Consider the following 16,151-nt stretch of genomic DNA (forward strand, 5'->3'; position numbering starts at 1 on the left):
TTTGTTTAATTCTTATTTTATTGTTTTGCCAACTTATATTTCTCCAAAACATCCCTCACCGCTTCCTTCACCGGCCGCATCCTAATCCCTAATTTTTCTAAATTTTCTGAAGATAAAATCGTGTTAGACCTGGTTTTTTTGGCCAGCCCTTCGTTCACCAATTCCTGGGCCGTGATCCAAACATTAGTATGGTTCGGGTCAACAATTTCATTATACATCTCTATAATTTCTTTATGTTTTATTGAACCCGGATTGGTGACATGAAAAATTCCGGTTGCCCGCTTTTCTAAAAGTTCGCCAAAAACTTTAACCATATCATCAACTATGGTCACGCTGTTTTCTACATCTATCACGCGCGGGAAAGAAGCCAATTTGGTAATCAAGTTGGCTGGCGAGGGCTGGCTGTCTATCGGCATCCTGATTCGGGCAATACCGACATTAGGCAGGGTGGACAAAACCAAATCGGCCGCGTATTTACTGCGGGTATAAACTGCCGACGGATTGGCCATATCGCTTTCTTTCCAGCCCTTAGGATCGGAAGAATAGCCATAAAAAACACAGCCGGTGCCCATATGTAACAAGTATACGCCCTTTTTCTGACAGGCCTCGGCAATCATAATCGGCAAAGTAGTGTTACCGGCTATGGTTTCAAGCTGATGGTCTTCACACCAGTCAACATTGGGCTTACCAACTATTCCGGCCGCGTTTAAAACCGAATCCGGTTTATGTTCGTCTAATAAATCCTCAACATCTTTAACTGAATTTAAAATCTTGCCTGACAAAATCGCCTCCGGCCAGGCCTGCGCGCATCTTGTACCAAGAAAACCATTACCGATAATCAAAACTTTATTCATAATTTATCGTTCTTTATACTGTTTTTTATAATAATTCAAATATTCTCCGCTTTTTAATTTTTTCCACCAATCCGTGTTATTTTTATACCACTCAATTGTTTCTTTTAAACCGGCTCTAAAATCCTTAACCGGCTCCCAGCCCAAATCATGAGTTAATTTATCATGGTTTATAGAATACCTGCGGTCGTGCCCGGCCCGATCTTTCACCGGCTCAATCATTTCCTCGCCCAAGCCCATTTCCAATAAAATTAATTTTGTCAGTTCAACATTCTGTACTTCATGCCCGGAACCGATATTATATATCTCGCCAACGCCGGCCTTGTGCAAAATCAAATCTATGGCCCGGCAATGATCGCTGGTATGAATCCATTCGCGCACATTTTTGCCGTCGCCATAGAGCGGTACTTTTTTGCCTTCCAACAGATTAGTTATAAACAAAGGAATAATTTTTTCCGGATATTGGTTGGCGCCGTAAAAATTACAGCTATGCGTGACAATAACCGGCGTGCCGTAGGTGACAAAGTAAGCCCGGCACAGATGGTCTCCTCCGGCCTTAGACGCCGCATACGGGCTATTAGGCGCGAATGAGGACTCTTCGGTAAAGCTCCCCTGGTCAACACTGCCAAAAACCTCATCAGTAGAAATCTGAATCATTTTTTGCAAGCCGAATTTTTTAGTCGCTTCCAGCAAATTATATGTTCCCAAAACATCGGTTCGCAAAAAAGCATCCGGATCCATAATTGACCGGTCAACATGCGTTTCGGCCGCGTAGTTTATAATCACGTCAATCTTGTTTTCAGCCACGGCTTTTTCCACTTCCGCCGCGTTACAAATATCCCCTTTTACAAATTTATATTGGCCATTTTTTTCCACTTCGCGCAAATTCTCCAAATTGCCGGCATAGGTCAGTTTATCAAAATTTACCACAAAATAATCCGGATATTTTTCCAGAATGTATTTTATAAAATGTGAACCCATGAATCCTGCCCCTCCGGTAATTAAAATCCGCATAAATTATATTTTACTTTGTTTACTAATATTAGCCACAATACCAAAAGCAGTCAAGACCACCAGTAACGCCGAACCGCCATGGCTGATAAACGGCAAAGGCACGCCGGTAAGCGGTAAAAGCCCGATTATGGCGCTAATATTCAAATATGACTGCCATAGAAACCATATCATAATACCACTGGCGAGTAAACGACCAAACTGGTCAGGCGCCCCTTTGGCGATTTTAAGCCCCCGAAATCCCAAAAACGCGATCAACACCACTAACCCGGCGGAAATAATAAAGCCCATCTCTTCGGCAATTACCGCAAAAATTGAATCGGCTTGCACCTCGGGCAAGTACTGATATTTTTGCCTAGAATTACCCAGGCCCAAACCAAAAACTCCGCCGGAGCCGGTAGCCAAATAGGCCTGGTTAATTTGGTACCCAATTCCTTGCGGGTCCAACTCCGGATGCAGAAAAGTGGTCAATCTTTGCACCCGATAAGGACGAAGCAAAAGCAAACCCGCAAAAATCACCGCCCCGGCCAGACCAATAATGAGCAGGTGCGATTTTTTTACGCCGGCCAGATACAGCATCAAAAATACGGTTACAATTAAAATTGACAGGGTACCGACATCCTGGGCCGCTATGATCAAAAAAAATGGAGCCACAATCGCCAAAACCGGTAAAAGCCCGGTCTTCCAATCTTGCAGGTTCTCTTTGGCTGATAAAAGCATTGCTAAAATTATTACTATCGCCAGCTTGGCAAATTCCGAGGGTTGGAAACTGAAACCCAGAACGTTAATCCAGCTTCTGGAGCCGTTTATAACCATGCCAATGCCGGGAACAAACACCAGTATTAACAAAACCAAAGCAAAAAAATAGATCAACCAGCTTAATTTTTTCCAAATCTGAAAATTCAAATGTCCGGCAATAATAAAAAAGATGATACCCGGTATCAGCCCCAATAAAATTTGTTTTTTAATAAAATAATAAGTATCCCCAAAATTAGCGTAACCGACCGGGGCGCTGGCCGAAGCCAGCATAATCAGACCGAAAATAACCAAAGTAAAAGTCAGCAACAAAAACAGCTTGTCCGCTTTTTTTTCACTGTTTGGCATAACTCAAAGATTTAACCGGACCAACAGCACAACCCCGACCGTTAAAAAGATATGAAAAAACAAAACCCAAAAACTTAACAGCCGGGCTAAAAATTTATCCGATCCGTAAAATAAGAAAGACAAAAAATAATTTACCAGCAGAACCAACAGGCCGGCCAGGGGCAAATAAAATATTTTCCACCAATCACCGACCAGATCAACTCCGAAAATAATATTATAATGCAAAAAAATCTGCCCGGAATCGGGATGAATATTGGCAATTAAATCCCACCAGATATATATTTGAATCAAAATAACGCTGATTATCGGCACCGAAATCCACAGGTCTTTTAAATACAATCTTGGCGAATAAAACATATTAAAGGATATTTGGCTAAGTGTTGACAATTACTTAGGGATATATTATACTATTTTTACCAAATAATCAATAATAATTTAGCATAATATGTCACATAAGAAAGCCGGCGGTTCCACCCGGTTGGGTAGGGACTCAAATGCCCAGCGTTTAGGCGTTAAATTACATGATGGTCAGGCCGTAAAAACCGGCATGATTATTGTGCGCCAGCGCGGTACGCGCATAAACCCCGGAAAGAATGTCAAAAAAGGCACTGACGACACCCTGTTTGCCGTAGCCAATGGCAAAATAAAATTCAGCCAGCACAAAAAGATGAGTTTTAACGGCAGTTTAAAACCGGCAAAGTTTGTCAGCGTGGTGTAAAACCCTTCAAAAATGGAGAACCGACAGCCAGAATATCATACCCGGCTGTTTGTAATTTTTGGTAGCTATGAGAAACCATGCGCCGACCGTCCGCGATTACAAACGGCGGCGGACAAATTTTTGTGATCAGCTGATCCAAGGTGCTAAATTGGGGCCAGTCAGTTAAAATAAAACAACCGTCCGTATTCGCCAGCGCCTCTTCCTCACTTTCACAATAACTAAAAACCGGATTAGACCCGGCCCAGGATTTAAATTGTTCCACACAAGCCGGATCGTAAACTTTAATCTGCCCCGCTCCATCTTTCATCAATTTTTCAATAATCATAATCGCTCCGGAATTACGTATATCGCCGGTATCACGCTTAAACGAAAGCCCTAAAACGGCTATTTTTTTATCCTTGACCGAAAATCCGGCTTCTTTGATCACGCGATCGTAAAAATGATCCCGCTGGAAACAGTCCCCTTCCAAAACTTTTCTCATTTGCTCGGTATCAACCCCCGCTTTTTCAAGTTGGCGGGACAGGGCGGACGTGTCTTTCGCCAGACAACTGCCGCCGGCATAAAAGCTATTATAGAATCCATATCCGCCAAGGCGGCGATCGGAGACGATGATTTTCCTAAGCATTTCAAAATTTATTTTTGATAAGGATTCACTTACTCTTCCGACCACGTTAAAAGTGGTAACTAATCGGGAAAGTAAAATATAATTTGATAAAAGCTTTCCAGCCGCGGCTTCGCGCGTATTAACTTCAATATAATTTACGCCCGGGGAATAATAAAAACGCTGATAGTAAGCCCTCATTATTTTGAAATCCTCTTCCTTGGAGGCGCCGACCACTACCCTGTCCGGACTGAATGAATCTTTAATTGCCTGCCCCTCCACCAAAAATTCCGGATTGGAAACAATGCCAAAATTTTTGACCCCGGCTTGCGTCATGTCCGCTGACGCAATTTCGGGCGTGTCTATCGGCACTGTGCTTTTGACCACCACCGTGATGTACTTTGTTTGTGCGCCAAGATTTCTCTTAAGTAACGCCTCCATCAGTGCCCGGAGTGCCTCATAAAACATGGATAAATCATATTCCCCGTTTTCACTTATCGGAGTCGGCACGCAGATAAAAAGCAAATCCGCATCGTCAAGATGGTGTGTAAACGCCTGATAGTCATCTAAAAACGTCATCCTCTTTTTGTTCTGGGCCACCAGGCCGCCAAGATCCTGCTCAAATAAAAACTTTTCAATCTTATCTCGGTCAAAGGTGTTAAAAGCGGAAATTTTTTCCTTATTCGTGTCATAAACCACAACCTCATGGCCGAACTTGGCCATGACTGCCGCGGAGGCCGCGCCAACGTATCCGGCGCCGATATATAGTGCCTTCATAGAGCATTCAAGATTAAAGCGATAGCCAGCCGAAATTTTATCCCCGTCCAAATAAAAAAACTGACAACCGGATTGTATTTTTTATAAAAATGTTTTTTCCAATAAAGCCACATCGCCTCATAAAAATTCGCAATGGATTTTGTTTTGCGTTTTTTCGTGCTGGACCCGCCCAAATGCACTATCTTGGCATCGGCAACGTAAACCGTCTTCCAACCTTTGTCCAGAATTCTTTTGCAAAAATCCAAATCCTCGCCGTACATAAAAAACGTTTCGTCCAACCCGCCGATATCTACCCAAACCTTGCGCCGAAACATCATGGCCGCGCCGGAAAGGGCTTCGGTTTCTCCGCTAATGTCCGGACTGTCGTTCATTCTTTTATAGGCGGACAATTTTCCCAAGCCGAACAAATGCATAAACGAGTTTAACGGGTTGGGCAGATTCCGACGGCAAGCGTGTTGAAAAGTTCCGTCAGAATTAAGCAAACGCGGTCCGACCATCATCACGTCCGGATGCGTGTCCAAATAATTCACCAGTTTACCAATTGCGCCATCCTGGACAATCACATCGCTGTTTAGGAGCATCAGATAATCACCCGAGGCCAGAGCCAGCGCCTGGTTGTTGGCTTTGGCAAATCCCAAATTATCGTCATTTTCAATTAAGCGCACTTGCGGGTATTCCTTTTTTAGACGGGCCACGCTGTCATCCGCAGAATGATTATCAACCACAAAAATTTCAAAATCAAGCCCTGGGGTCTGCTTATAAACCGAAGCCACCGACTGTATGGTCAACTCGGCCGTGTTCCAGCTGACTATGATTACTGACAACTTCATAAGGAATAAATTTATTTGACCAAGGTCACGGAAACATTACAGGCCGGAAATAATCTTGACCAGCCGGTAGCTTCATAAATCATCTGGGCGCGCGGCCCCAGATTGACCAGCCACTCTAAAACCGGACTCAAAAAAAACACGGGTGAATCGTGCTCAAATATGATCTTGGCCTCGGATAATTTTTCAAAAACAAAATCAAAATAATAAGGGCGGCTATCATGGTGGTATGAATTCTTAACAAAAAAATTAAAGGTGTTAATGGAGAACATTCTCTTATGAGTTGGATCAACGAAATTGAACCGGGAAGTGAAATGCGGAACGCGAATACGCAGCACTCCTCCTTTTTTTAGAATCCGATACAAATCACGTAAAACTGGCATGTAATCTACATGCTCTAAAACGTCCTGACATAAAATTTCATCAAATTGTTCATCCGAAAAAGGGAGCGGGAGTTGGTTAACATCATGAACAATATCAACACCCGGCAGGGCGGAAATATCTAAATTAACCCATCCGGGCAATATATTGGTTCCACATCCTAAATTTAATTTATTGACTGACATGGCTCAATTATACAGAAATTACTGATTTTGGCAAGTTAAGCAGCCCGGCGCGCCTTTCATAAACTCCCACAGGCCAGCCGGACATTTTGGCCAAATCGCCATAAGCCACGACCAGGGGCAGAAGGATAAAGCCAAAAATTTTATTAAATAAAGAAAGTTTGGCAGAGAAAACCAACCATCTTGACCAGAATTTTTTCATATAGCCAAGCAAACCCGCTAATATAGCCAATCCGAACCACCAGCTAACTTCGAAAGTTAAAAACAACAAAATTATAGCTAGGGCATAGAAAATATACCTGATCATTTGTCTATAAAACCATAACTTACCATGACCATCGCTTCGAGTATAACCGAACAGCTGTTTAAAGTAGGATCTTAAATTTGCGCGCGGGCGCCAAAAGACCAGCGGTTCGCGGATATACTCTGTTCTGATCCCCAACTGAAGAATTTTTAAATCAAAAATTACGTCTTCACAAAGCGGTATCCATTCCGGATATCCGCCCACTCGCTGCCATAATTCTTTCTTAAAAGCCACGGAACGGCTCGATGGCAACCAATTTTGTTTAAATTCAGCCGGAGCCGGAGTAGTTGCGGCCGCTATTAAATATCGCGCCAAACCATCGTCCGACTTAAGCCATGGTCCAAAACCAGTGGCCGAAAAACTGCTTTTTCCGGACAAAATCGGTTCGGTCAATTTTTTAAACCAGTTCACATCATAAGTACAGCCGGCATCAGTGACTGCGATTATGTCCCCCGCCGCATGCTCAATCGCAAAATTTCTGCCCACAGAGATATTGCCCGGGTGTTGCCACAGTTTTATCAGGTTGTTGTTGGTATGTGTCTTTGAGAGGAGCATCTCCCAGGTGCCGTCATTTGAACCCCCGTCTACAACAATTATTTCATCCGGCAAAATGGTTTGAGACAAAATACCGCTTAACCAAGCGGATATATTGTTTTTTTCATTTAAAACGGTTATAATTAAGGAAATCATAATTCACCGCTAATTGTACAACAATATGGAGTATTTGAAAAGAGGCATCACTATCGCGGTAAATGCCCGCATGCTTCTCAAAAACCGGCTTGATGGTATCGGCTGGATCGCCTACCACACACTCAAACGCATGGTCAAAGAACACCCTGAAGTGAACTTTATTTTTTTGTTTGACCGGCCTTACGATAAGGAATTTATATTCGGCCCGAATGTAACCCCCTATGTTGTATGGCCACCGACCCGGCATCCGCTTTTATCTGTTATCTGGTTCCAGATAGCGATACTGCGTATCTTAAAAAAAATTAAGCCGGATTTATTTTTATCACATGATGGCATAATCACGCTCGGAGCCCACTACAAACAACTGTCGGTTATCTGCGATATTAATTTTTTTCATTACCCTAAGGATCTTCCATTCGCTTACCGCACTTTTTTTAATTATTTTTTTCCACGCTACGCGTCCCAAGCAACCAGAGTAGCAACGCTATCTAACTTCTGTAAAAAAGACATTGTGGATAGTTACCATATAAACCCTGATAAAGTAGATGTGATGTGCGTTGGTGTAGATAACACCTTTATACCACTGACGGAAGAAGAGCAAACCGCGGTTCGTGCCACACATACTCAAGGAAAAAAATACTTTATTTTTGTGGGTTCTCTTCATCACCGAAAAAATATTGTCCGGCTAATGCTGGCATTTGATCAATTTAAAGAAAAAAGCGGTAGTGATATGAAGCTGGTTCTGGCCGGATCTTTTTTCTGGGGCAAAGAAGAAATTGATAAAACGCTCCAAAAAATGCGTTATAAAGATGATGTAATCTTCACCGGGCGGGTTTCCGACGAAGCGATGCCAAAACTGCTCGCATCTGCCTTTTGCCTGACCTTTGTTTCTTACTTTGAAGGTTTCGGCATGCCTCTCATTGAAGCGATGAGGGCACAAATTCCTATTATTACCTCAACTGTCACTTCTTTACCCGAAGTTGCCGGCAACGCGGCCTTATGCGTTGACCCTTTTAGCGTTGAAGAAATCAGTGAGGCCATGCTCAAAATTTATAAAGATGAAGCTCTGCGACATTCACTCATACAAAACGGCATCGAGCAATGCAAAAAATTTACCTGGGATGCCTCAACTCAAGACCTCTGGTCAAGTATTGCAAAAACTCTTTCCGGCGGTTCGGGGGGTACTAGCCCAACAGTGTAGTGGGCTCTCCCGCACGCCGGCGCCGAATCCATTCGGCAGTTTTTAGAATTCCCTCCTGAAGAGATACGTTGGGACGCCAGCCGATAGCGCGCTCCAGTTTTTCCGCGATCATTTCGCGGCGCTCCGCTGTCACCGCCTCTGTTTCTATAACTCTGTATTGGAACGGCCTTCCGTCTCCTAAAAGCTCCCAGACCAACTTGGCCGCGTCAACAATTTTGGTGGCTTCGCTCGGGCCCACGTTAAAATCAGTGTTCATCACGACCGGATCACGAGAAACCGCTTTTTCCATAATCGCTACCGTGGCAGAGACGGCGTCATCCACGTATGTAAATGGCCTGGTGGCCTCCTCGCCTCCCAAAAGTTCAAGCGGATATTGCCCTGACAGGACTTTTTCAATAAGCGCAGGGAGAACATGGATATCGCCCGGAGTTGATCCTTTAGCGTCCTCTCCGGGTCCATATATGTTGTGGTAGCGCAAGATTACAAACGGCATCTTGTGCTGCGTGAAATAGGCATTGCAAAAATATTCTCCCACCAACTTTGACATGCCATAAACGTTGGTCGGAAGATAAACTCGCGACAAATCCTCCTCGCGATACGGAAACACGGTTGATCTTTGAAACACCATGGAACTGCTTGAATAAATTATACAGGGTTTACCAGCGCTAATTACAGCCGGATAGACCGCCGCGTCAATAGCCGCGTTTTCCTGTAAAATCTCCGCCTGGTGTTCGTGCATATAAGTCAGCGACCCGATATTCGCCGCCAGATGCATAATTGTATGTGCGTCAGAAAGCGCTTCCTTCGCGAAATTTTGATCCCGAAGATCGCCCTGCCGGATTAAAACGTTTTCATTAAAAGTGAGACCTCGCTCCTTTGGATGGACCTTATCTACCACTACCACCGGATACCCTCGTTTCTCAAGCTCAATGACAACACGGCTGCCAACATAGCCGCTCCCTCCGGTGACGATAATTTTTTTACCTGGCCCCAAGTCCTTCATACGCGATGTTATAAGATTTAACAATTTCCGGACTGAACAAATGCCAACCATCAAAAAAGAATGCGTTGGGATTTAAATATGGAAGAAATCTTTCGTAATCAAAACTGTCATACCCCTCGTGATTATTCATGAAGAGGACACAGTCGGCGCCGCGTAACCCTTCCTCCAGAGTGCAGGGTGTGATTCCCAAACCGGCAATCGCTTCCCGTTTAACTACAAAATCATGACCGAATATGTTTTGTGCGCCGGCTTCCTTGATACAATTTAGAAAATCCACTGTCGGAGAGCCCCTCAAATCGTCGGTTTCCGGTCTACCCTTGAAGGCGAGACCGGAAATGAAAATTTTTGCGCGCGTTATATCCTTGCTGTGAGCAGCTAAATGAGATTTCATGAGACCCGCCGTAAACGCAGGCAGAGATTCATTGACCTCCCGTGCCATAGAAACTAAACGAGGCGTGTAACCGGCTGCCGTTGCGAAATCAACAAGAATATGTGGATCCTTTTCCAAACAAGCCCCTCCTACAAATCCTGGAACTGGAACGTTTGTTCTGGAGTACCCAAAATTGGCTGCTTCAATAAGTTCTACAGCATTGAGTCCGAGCTTTCGGGCAACCATTCCCATCTCATTCGCGAAAGCGAAGGTCAGATCCCGGAAGGAATTATCCAAAATTTTAATCATCTCCGCCGTTTCCAGAGACGAAACCCGGATAATGGTTTTAGTAACTTGAATAAAAATTTCCGAAGCTAAGTTTAAGCTATCCTCGTCCAGGGCTCCGATTACTTGTGGTAAAAATTTTAACTCCGAAAGCGCTTTTCCTTCAATGGTGCGCTCAGGCGCGAAGGCCAAATAAAATCGCTCTGGTTGATATTTCTGCAAAATCGGCAACACGTAGCTTCTGGTAAGCCCGACCGGAACCGTGCTGCGCAAGACCACGAGATTCCCCGGCCGCAGACGCTTGGCGACATCCGTTACGGCGCTTTCAATATGGTTAATGATAGGTTTTTTGGTAATCTTATCAAGGGGCGTCCCTACTGAAATGATAAAGACATCCATCGGCACGTCTTCTGGTATGGCCGCCGAGATAAACAGATTTTTGTTGACAAACTTTTTTAGAAGCACGTCAAGACCCCGTTCGTGAAAGTGGGGCATGCCGTTTCTAAGTCTTTCCGCGAGACCTTCGTCATTGGTACTGCCATAAACACGGAACCCTTTTTCCGCCAAGACAACGGATAAAGTAAGACCCACGTAACCCAGACCCACTACACAAATATTTTTTGGCGCTTTAGTTGATTCTGTCATAGACCCTTTATCTTACACTCTTCCTTATAAATCTGTCAATTACATCTTTCTAGCCACCAAAAATAAGGTATCCCCGACATTAATCGGTATAGCACAACCTTTGACAAAACTTTTAGCGGTCCAACTCGCAAATCTTGAAAACATACCCGCGCCTGTCCAGCTGTACAGTAATCTTAAAATATAAGGGACGGTAAACCACTTACCGTGATGGGACGCATAAATAATTTTAAAACCGCTTTTCTCCAGCATTTTTGAAATATTTGTAGCGGAGAAATAAAACAAATGCTGAGGCGGAACAAAGGCATGCCAGCGTTTTCCCATAACTCGTGCCCACAAACTGCCGGCATCAGGCGTAGTCAAGGTCAGAAGCCCGTTTTGCTCAAGCATCTCTCCCGCCTTTTTGATTACCCCGACCGGATCTTTAACGTGTTCAATCAAATCCTGCATAACCACGGCGTGATACTTTTTTGCCGGCAAAAAATTTTCAAATGATCCGGCAGTCACGGACAACCCCTTTTCTACGGCCTTAGCCGCGGCGTAATCGGAAATGTCCATGCCCTCGGTCTGCCAGCCCCTGCCTCTGGCCAGGTCCATAAAAAATCCGGTCGCGCAACCGACTTCAAATAAAGAAATATCGTTTTGTTTCTGAAGATGATCACTTAATATATCAAGAATATTAATATAAGTTTTTCTGCTTACTTCCTTATCCAGATCATAATCCATGTATCCGTCCAAGGTTGTATCCCCCTTAAAGTAACCCTCGGTGTAACACTTACTTAAATCTTCGCCGGCATTTACCACAGCCATAAGATTACACCGCGGACAACGGACAATTTCAAAATTTCTCTTGATAAAATACGGCTCCATTTGTGTTTCGCAATTCACGCAATTCATATTTTCTCCAACAAAAAAACGGTATACTTATAAATATAGCTGGGATAATGAAGAATTTTTTCCCGTAATTTCGCCAAGGTCGGATCAAGAGGCACACTGTCATATCTCTCCAGAATTTTGTACCCGGGTGGAATTTTGGTATCAGTGCCCATGGCTTCACCGGTAGCGTCAGAAGCGGTCGTAAAATACCAAATCTGCACTCCTTTTGGTTGGGATTCAACTTTTTCAAATTGCACAGGCAATAAATCGCTGAAATATTTTTGTTTATAAAAATTATATAAACCTTCGCTGGCATCCGGACCGGTCGCCAAGTATTGGCCTTTGCGAGAATGATCGCGCACAAAATCAAATACCGCAAACGTCCGGAAATAACTGGCGTTTAAATAATTTTTCGCCTGATAAAAATTTATCAGCCCCATGGCGGCCACTACCACCCACAGTGCATAAAACAACAGCTTGGCTCCACGCGAACGCAAACTATTTAGACAAAAAACAAACGACATTATAAAAAGCGGAAAGGCCACGAACCCGAACTTCGGATAAACGATAAAGTTGTAGCGCGGGTCGGCTTTGTTCATGAATAAAGTATTGATAATTACCAAAGCCACCGAGAGCAGGATTATAAACATCTGCGGTTTGCCGATATTTTTTTTACTCACGCCGTAGATTAATCCGTAAATTATAGCCCCCAAGACAACACATCCCAATCCAAAAATGACAAAATTCCATGGCAAAATATTTTCACCGAAAAAGAAACTGTAAATATGAAAAAATACTCCGGCTGTTAGGCTTAGCCAGGAATTGGCTAATAAGTTCACTTTGTCCCATCCGCCATCGCCCTGAACTGCAACGCGTTGATAAATCATCCAGACCAAGGGTAAACAAGCCGCGGCCGCAATCAACTGGCCAATAACCCATCGCCAAAATGAAGTGATGGATTTTTTACGAATTAGGCGATACAGGAACAAAACATTGGTAATCAAAGCGACATAAACAAAATGCGGATAATCGCTATACCCAACTAAAACCAAAGTAATCAAATACCAAATCAAAGTCCGCCGGTCATACCCTTCAAAATAAAGCCGGTAAAAAAAATAAAAACATAATAAAGAAAAAAATGCGGCCAGACCGTGATAACGCGCCATCTGGGAGATTAATACGAAGTAAGATGAAAAGGCGGTAAAAAACGCGGTGACCAAAGCAAGATTTTTATTTTGCGTCACGCGCTTGGTAAAAACGTAAACCAGCGCCACAATTCCCAATCCCGATAAAATTGAAACCAAACGCACGGTCAGTTCGCTCCAGGGTAATATTTTACTAAACAATAAAACCAAAAAATAATACAGGGGCGGATGATTGTCGGGCTTCACCCAATAATCAGACAAAAATCCTCCCAGCGAATCTTTAAAATAATTTAAAACCATGGTTTCATCCATCCAAAAAGTCCGATAGCTGACGCGGAAAAATAATAATCCGGCCGCGAAAATCACTATCAGCCAGAACAACCAATTTTTTTTGATTTTATACCAGCTGTAAATGAGGATCTGTTTTAAAAACAATCCATATTCGCTGGAATCCAATTTCGAGGTGGAAAACTTTCTGATGCGGAAACGAAAAGGAACTTCCTTTACTTTTTTTTGATTTCCTTTGACCAAAATCTCCAGTAAAATTTTATAACCCTTTGTATCAAGTTCAACTCCTTCAATCACTCCCCGGCGCAAAAAGAAGAAGCCACTAAGCGGGTCCTTGACTCCGGTCAAAATATAAGTGATACCAACTCCAATTCGGGAAATTATCTTTCGCCACCACTTCCACTGTTCTACCACGCTCCCCTTTTGAAATCGGCTTGCCAGAACAAGATCATAATCATTTAACAAATCTATCATTTTGCCGATCTCCGCCGGGTCATGGCTCAAATCCGCATCCATCACCCCCAAAAGCGGCCGGTCGCTATGGCTAAATCCTTCTCTCACCGCGCTGCCCAAACCCAATTTACCCGACCGATGCACCACTTTAACCGGATATTTTTGAGCGAGTTCTTCCGCCACCTGCCCGGTCCCGTCTGGAGAATTATCATCAACAAAAATTATTTCCAAATCAACTCGCGCCCGGTCAATGTGACTAAAAATTTCTTCCACTAGTGGTGGCAGATTTTTGGCCTCATTGTAAGTTGGAATTATTATTGAAACTTTGACCATACTGCTTTCTTGGCTACTCCCTTACACAAAATATATTCGTGCCGTTATCTAATTCTACCGTATATTTATTCAGAAAATGTTCGATGGGGCATAATCTTGTCTCTTTGGCCGGCTCGTCTATGTCATATAATTTAAAACCGAGATCTAAAAATGACGCCAGCGTCTGTTTGGAATCAGTGTGAAATATCCATTCGCCCTTCGGCCAAAATTCAGTAATTATCTTAGTATTTTTACATTGATCCTTCTGTAAGGTGGAGAGAAATCCTGAAATTACCGCACCTTCCGCTCCCTGCGTATCAATTTTAACAAAATTAATTTTCCCCGCATAATCTTGAAAATAATCATCCAACCGCACGGTTTCAATCTCAACGACCTTACGGACATCGTCCGGCCCGGAATCATATATTCTGTGATCGCCCTTATTAATTTCCGATACATAGAGTTTAGCCGTCTCCGACTTTTCCGAAACGGCCTTCTGAACCAAAACAACATTCTTATACCCATTTATTTCAATATTTTTTTTAAGTAACTCAAAATTAATCGGATCCGGCTCGAAGGCAAAAACTTTTCCTCCCTCCCCCACAAGTCTGGCGAAGATCAAGGTAAAGTATCCGATGTTGGCTCCGATGTCCAAAACCACGTCGTTTTTCCTAACTTCTCTATTTACAATTTCTAATATACAAGGTTCATAAACTTCATTGACCGAAAGGCACAAGCTATCCAAAGAATCCAAAAACATTTTATGACCTTGCACTATGGCAAAATTTGTTCTTAGACAAGAAATTATGAAATAATAAATAGGTCTGATAAAAAATACTGATTTAATACTGTTTCTTTTCTCCGCAGGGATAAGATTGACAAAAAACTTATAAATGGAAAGTAATAGCTTTTTCACATGATTACGGATAACTTCATAAAATTTTAAACAAGGGATCGATAAATCCCGGCCATCTTGCGGGCATACTCTTCAATCGCAAATTTTTTCATTTCGGTCTCACAAGCGTTTTTTAAATTTTTATAAATTATTGGATCATCCAAACTGAACAGGGCGTCGCGAAGTGCGACTGGATTGGCCGGGGTCACCAAAATTCCGGCCCGGCCCACGGTTTCTGGTATGGCGCCACAATAAGTTGAAATTACCGGCGTGCCGGCACTGATGGATTCGGCCAACACATACCCAAATTGTTCCTGCCAGATCGGATTGGGGATGCTGTTTAAGACCAGGCACTTGGCCGCTTTGTAGTAACCCAAAATTTCACTGTATGGAACCTGATCAATAAATAAAAACTTGTCTTCCATGCCCCACTCTTTGATAATTCTCAACATGTTTTCTTTTTCCGGCCCGGTGCTGATGCTTACAAAAATTTTCTTTTCGGGATTGCTGGTTTTGTTCAAGTACATTCTCCAGGCGTACAGAACATCATAAACACCTTTTTCTTTAACCAGCCGGCTGACCATCAGATAAATTTCTTTCCCGGCCAATTGCGGAGGCAGTGGCTTATCTTCAGCGGGTGCGGGAATAACTCCGGGCACGACAATTTCTATATTTTTCTCCGGCACGCCAAAATCCAAAAGCAGCTCGGCCGCATCTCTCGTAGTCGGTAAAAACTTATCGACCCCTTGAGCATTGGCGGAGATTATCTGTCTCAATTTTCTTCGCCAATAAAGAGGCGGCATTTTAAAACCGGGCCAATAATTATATTCAAATCTGCCGAAGCTGTTCTCCCAGACAATAGCCACTACCTTTAGTTTCTTGTTCAATTTTTTTGCCGCCACGGCCTGATAAGTATAGTAATTATAGATCTCACCGACGTGCGCAATATCAAAATTTTGCAGATGCTTCTCCAACCCGAACATTCTTTTGTACTGTCCAAAAAAGTATTTATAAAAATTCTTAAATAAAAAATTATCACTGCTGGCCGGCAATGTAATTGATGGAAAGGGCAAGGATGACTGGTGATAAACATTCTTTTTTGCAAAAAAAACGGTTTGTTCAAAATCCTTGGGGAAATACTCCCAGGCTTTTGTTTCACGATCACCCAAACCATCCCCGCGGATTTGCGCAATCCTTATTTTATTTTCGCTCATAATTTTTAATTACTAGCCGCA

General features: G+C 43.1%; 16 protein-coding genes. 2 read left to right on the forward strand and 14 right to left on the reverse strand.

Annotated features, from left to right (window positions below; translation table 11 throughout):
• Window positions 1–17: 17 nt before the first annotated feature.
• From WC526_03800 to WC526_03815, 4 genes are read right to left on the reverse strand one after another with little or no spacing between them, the layout of a single operon-like run.
• Window positions 18–854, reverse strand: a complete 837-nt coding sequence (locus WC526_03800) for a sugar nucleotide-binding protein (GenBank protein MFA5062242.1) — start codon at window positions 852–854, stop codon at window positions 18–20.
• 3 nt (window positions 855–857) lie between these two features.
• Window positions 858–1,865: a dTDP-glucose 4,6-dehydratase gene (gene rfbB, locus WC526_03805; protein ID MFA5062243.1), complete on the reverse strand. Its 1,008-nt coding sequence runs from the start codon at window positions 1,863–1,865 to the stop codon at window positions 858–860.
• Window positions 1,866–1,868: 3 nt separating this feature from the next.
• Window positions 1,869–2,966, reverse strand: a complete 1,098-nt coding sequence (ftsW, locus tag WC526_03810; GenBank protein MFA5062244.1) for a putative lipid II flippase FtsW — start codon at window positions 2,964–2,966, stop codon at window positions 1,869–1,871.
• A gap of 3 nt (window positions 2,967–2,969) precedes the next feature.
• Window positions 2,970–3,323 (reverse strand): hypothetical protein, encoded by a 354-nt coding sequence (locus tag WC526_03815; protein MFA5062245.1) that lies wholly within the window; start codon window positions 3,321–3,323, stop codon window positions 2,970–2,972.
• 88 nt (window positions 3,324–3,411) lie between these two features.
• Here WC526_03815 and rpmA point away from each other — a divergent pair, with 88 nt between their 5' ends.
• The gene (rpmA, locus tag WC526_03820; protein MFA5062246.1) at window positions 3,412–3,684 is read left to right on the forward strand and encodes a 50S ribosomal protein L27; all 273 of its coding nucleotides are present in this window, start codon (window positions 3,412–3,414) and stop codon (window positions 3,682–3,684) included.
• Here the strand turns inward: rpmA and WC526_03825 are convergent.
• Genes WC526_03825 through WC526_03840 form a run of 4 tightly spaced genes read right to left on the reverse strand, consistent with a single transcriptional unit; the run spans window position 3,671 to window position 7,446 of the window.
• On the reverse strand, window positions 3,671–5,062 hold the full coding sequence (locus WC526_03825; protein ID MFA5062247.1) for a nucleotide sugar dehydrogenase: 1,392 nt from the start codon (window positions 5,060–5,062) through the stop codon (window positions 3,671–3,673). The genes rpmA and WC526_03825 overlap by 14 nt on opposite strands.
• Window positions 5,059–5,892, reverse strand: coding sequence for a glycosyltransferase family 2 protein (locus tag WC526_03830; GenBank protein MFA5062248.1), 834 nt, complete (start codon window positions 5,890–5,892; stop codon window positions 5,059–5,061). Before WC526_03830 ends, WC526_03825 begins: the two co-directional genes overlap by 4 nt.
• 11 nt (window positions 5,893–5,903) lie before the next feature.
• Complete coding sequence (locus WC526_03835; protein ID MFA5062249.1) at window positions 5,904–6,455, reverse strand: methyltransferase domain-containing protein; 552 nt, start codon at window positions 6,453–6,455, stop codon at window positions 5,904–5,906.
• Between the two features lie 7 nt (window positions 6,456–6,462).
• Window positions 6,463–7,446 carry a glycosyltransferase gene (locus WC526_03840; protein MFA5062250.1) on the reverse strand — a complete coding sequence of 328 codons (984 nt, stop codon included), beginning with the start codon at window positions 7,444–7,446 and terminating at the stop codon, window positions 6,463–6,465.
• A gap of 25 nt (window positions 7,447–7,471) precedes the next feature.
• On the opposite strand from WC526_03840, the gene WC526_03845 reads away from it, so the two are divergent.
• Complete coding sequence (locus WC526_03845; protein MFA5062251.1) at window positions 7,472–8,647, forward strand: glycosyltransferase family 1 protein; 1,176 nt, start codon at window positions 7,472–7,474, stop codon at window positions 8,645–8,647.
• Here the strand turns inward: WC526_03845 and WC526_03850 are convergent.
• The 6 genes from WC526_03850 to WC526_03875 are packed head-to-tail and all read right to left on the reverse strand — an operon-like array spanning window position 8,631 to window position 16,130.
• Window positions 8,631–9,650, reverse strand: a complete 1,020-nt coding sequence (locus tag WC526_03850) for an NAD(P)-dependent oxidoreductase (GenBank protein MFA5062252.1) — start codon at window positions 9,648–9,650, stop codon at window positions 8,631–8,633. The genes WC526_03845 and WC526_03850 overlap by 17 nt on opposite strands.
• On the reverse strand, window positions 9,628–10,950 hold the full coding sequence (locus WC526_03855) for a nucleotide sugar dehydrogenase (protein ID MFA5062253.1): 1,323 nt from the start codon (window positions 10,948–10,950) through the stop codon (window positions 9,628–9,630). Before WC526_03855 ends, WC526_03850 begins: the two co-directional genes overlap by 23 nt.
• Window positions 10,951–10,989: 39 nt before the next feature.
• A complete protein-coding gene (locus WC526_03860; protein MFA5062254.1) occupies window positions 10,990–11,844 on the reverse strand; it encodes a class I SAM-dependent methyltransferase in 855 nt (284 codons plus the stop codon).
• Complete coding sequence (locus WC526_03865; protein ID MFA5062255.1) at window positions 11,841–14,042, reverse strand: glycosyltransferase; 2,202 nt, start codon at window positions 14,040–14,042, stop codon at window positions 11,841–11,843. Before WC526_03865 ends, WC526_03860 begins: the two co-directional genes overlap by 4 nt.
• Window positions 14,043–14,055: 13 nt before the next feature.
• The gene (locus WC526_03870) at window positions 14,056–14,937 is read right to left on the reverse strand and encodes an FkbM family methyltransferase (GenBank protein ID MFA5062256.1); all 882 of its coding nucleotides are present in this window, start codon (window positions 14,935–14,937) and stop codon (window positions 14,056–14,058) included.
• 26 nt (window positions 14,938–14,963) lie between these two features.
• Window positions 14,964–16,130: a glycosyltransferase family 4 protein gene (locus WC526_03875; protein ID MFA5062257.1), complete on the reverse strand. Its 1,167-nt coding sequence runs from the start codon at window positions 16,128–16,130 to the stop codon at window positions 14,964–14,966.
• Window positions 16,131–16,151 lie beyond the last annotated feature (21 nt).

This window comes from Patescibacteria group bacterium (assembly GCA_041649475.1).
Classification (GTDB): domain Bacteria; phylum Patescibacteriota; class Patescibacteriia; order Magasanikbacterales; family GWA2-37-8; genus JBAZNA01.

Excerpts from the sequence above, each read along its gene's own strand:
- WC526_03800 (MFA5062242.1), bottom strand. The coding sequence starts at position 854 with ATGAATAAAGTTTTGATTATCGGTAATGGTTTTCTTGGTACAAGATGC.
- rfbB (MFA5062243.1), bottom strand. The coding sequence starts at position 1,865 with ATGCGGATTTTAATTACCGGAGGGGCAGGATTCATGGGTTCACATTTT.
- ftsW (MFA5062244.1), bottom strand. The coding sequence starts at position 2,966 with ATGCCAAACAGTGAAAAAAAAGCGGACAAGCTGTTTTTGTTGCTGACT.
- WC526_03815 (MFA5062245.1), bottom strand. The coding sequence starts at position 3,323 with ATGTTTTATTCGCCAAGATTGTATTTAAAAGACCTGTGGATTTCGGTG.
- rpmA (MFA5062246.1), top strand. The coding sequence starts at position 3,412 with ATGTCACATAAGAAAGCCGGCGGTTCCACCCGGTTGGGTAGGGACTCA.
- WC526_03825 (MFA5062247.1), bottom strand. The coding sequence starts at position 5,062 with ATGAAGGCACTATATATCGGCGCCGGATACGTTGGCGCGGCCTCCGCG.
- WC526_03830 (MFA5062248.1), bottom strand. The coding sequence starts at position 5,892 with ATGAAGTTGTCAGTAATCATAGTCAGCTGGAACACGGCCGAGTTGACC.
- WC526_03835 (MFA5062249.1), bottom strand. The coding sequence starts at position 6,455 with ATGTCAGTCAATAAATTAAATTTAGGATGTGGAACCAATATATTGCCC.
- WC526_03840 (MFA5062250.1), bottom strand. The coding sequence starts at position 7,446 with ATGATTTCCTTAATTATAACCGTTTTAAATGAAAAAAACAATATATCC.
- WC526_03845 (MFA5062251.1), top strand. The coding sequence starts at position 7,472 with ATGGAGTATTTGAAAAGAGGCATCACTATCGCGGTAAATGCCCGCATG.
- WC526_03850 (MFA5062252.1), bottom strand. The coding sequence starts at position 9,650 with ATGAAGGACTTGGGGCCAGGTAAAAAAATTATCGTCACCGGAGGGAGC.
- WC526_03855 (MFA5062253.1), bottom strand. The coding sequence starts at position 10,950 with ATGACAGAATCAACTAAAGCGCCAAAAAATATTTGTGTAGTGGGTCTG.
- WC526_03860 (MFA5062254.1), bottom strand. The coding sequence starts at position 11,844 with ATGAATTGCGTGAATTGCGAAACACAAATGGAGCCGTATTTTATCAAG.
- WC526_03865 (MFA5062255.1), bottom strand. The coding sequence starts at position 14,042 with ATGGTCAAAGTTTCAATAATAATTCCAACTTACAATGAGGCCAAAAAT.
- WC526_03875 (MFA5062257.1), bottom strand. The coding sequence starts at position 16,130 with ATGAGCGAAAATAAAATAAGGATTGCGCAAATCCGCGGGGATGGTTTG.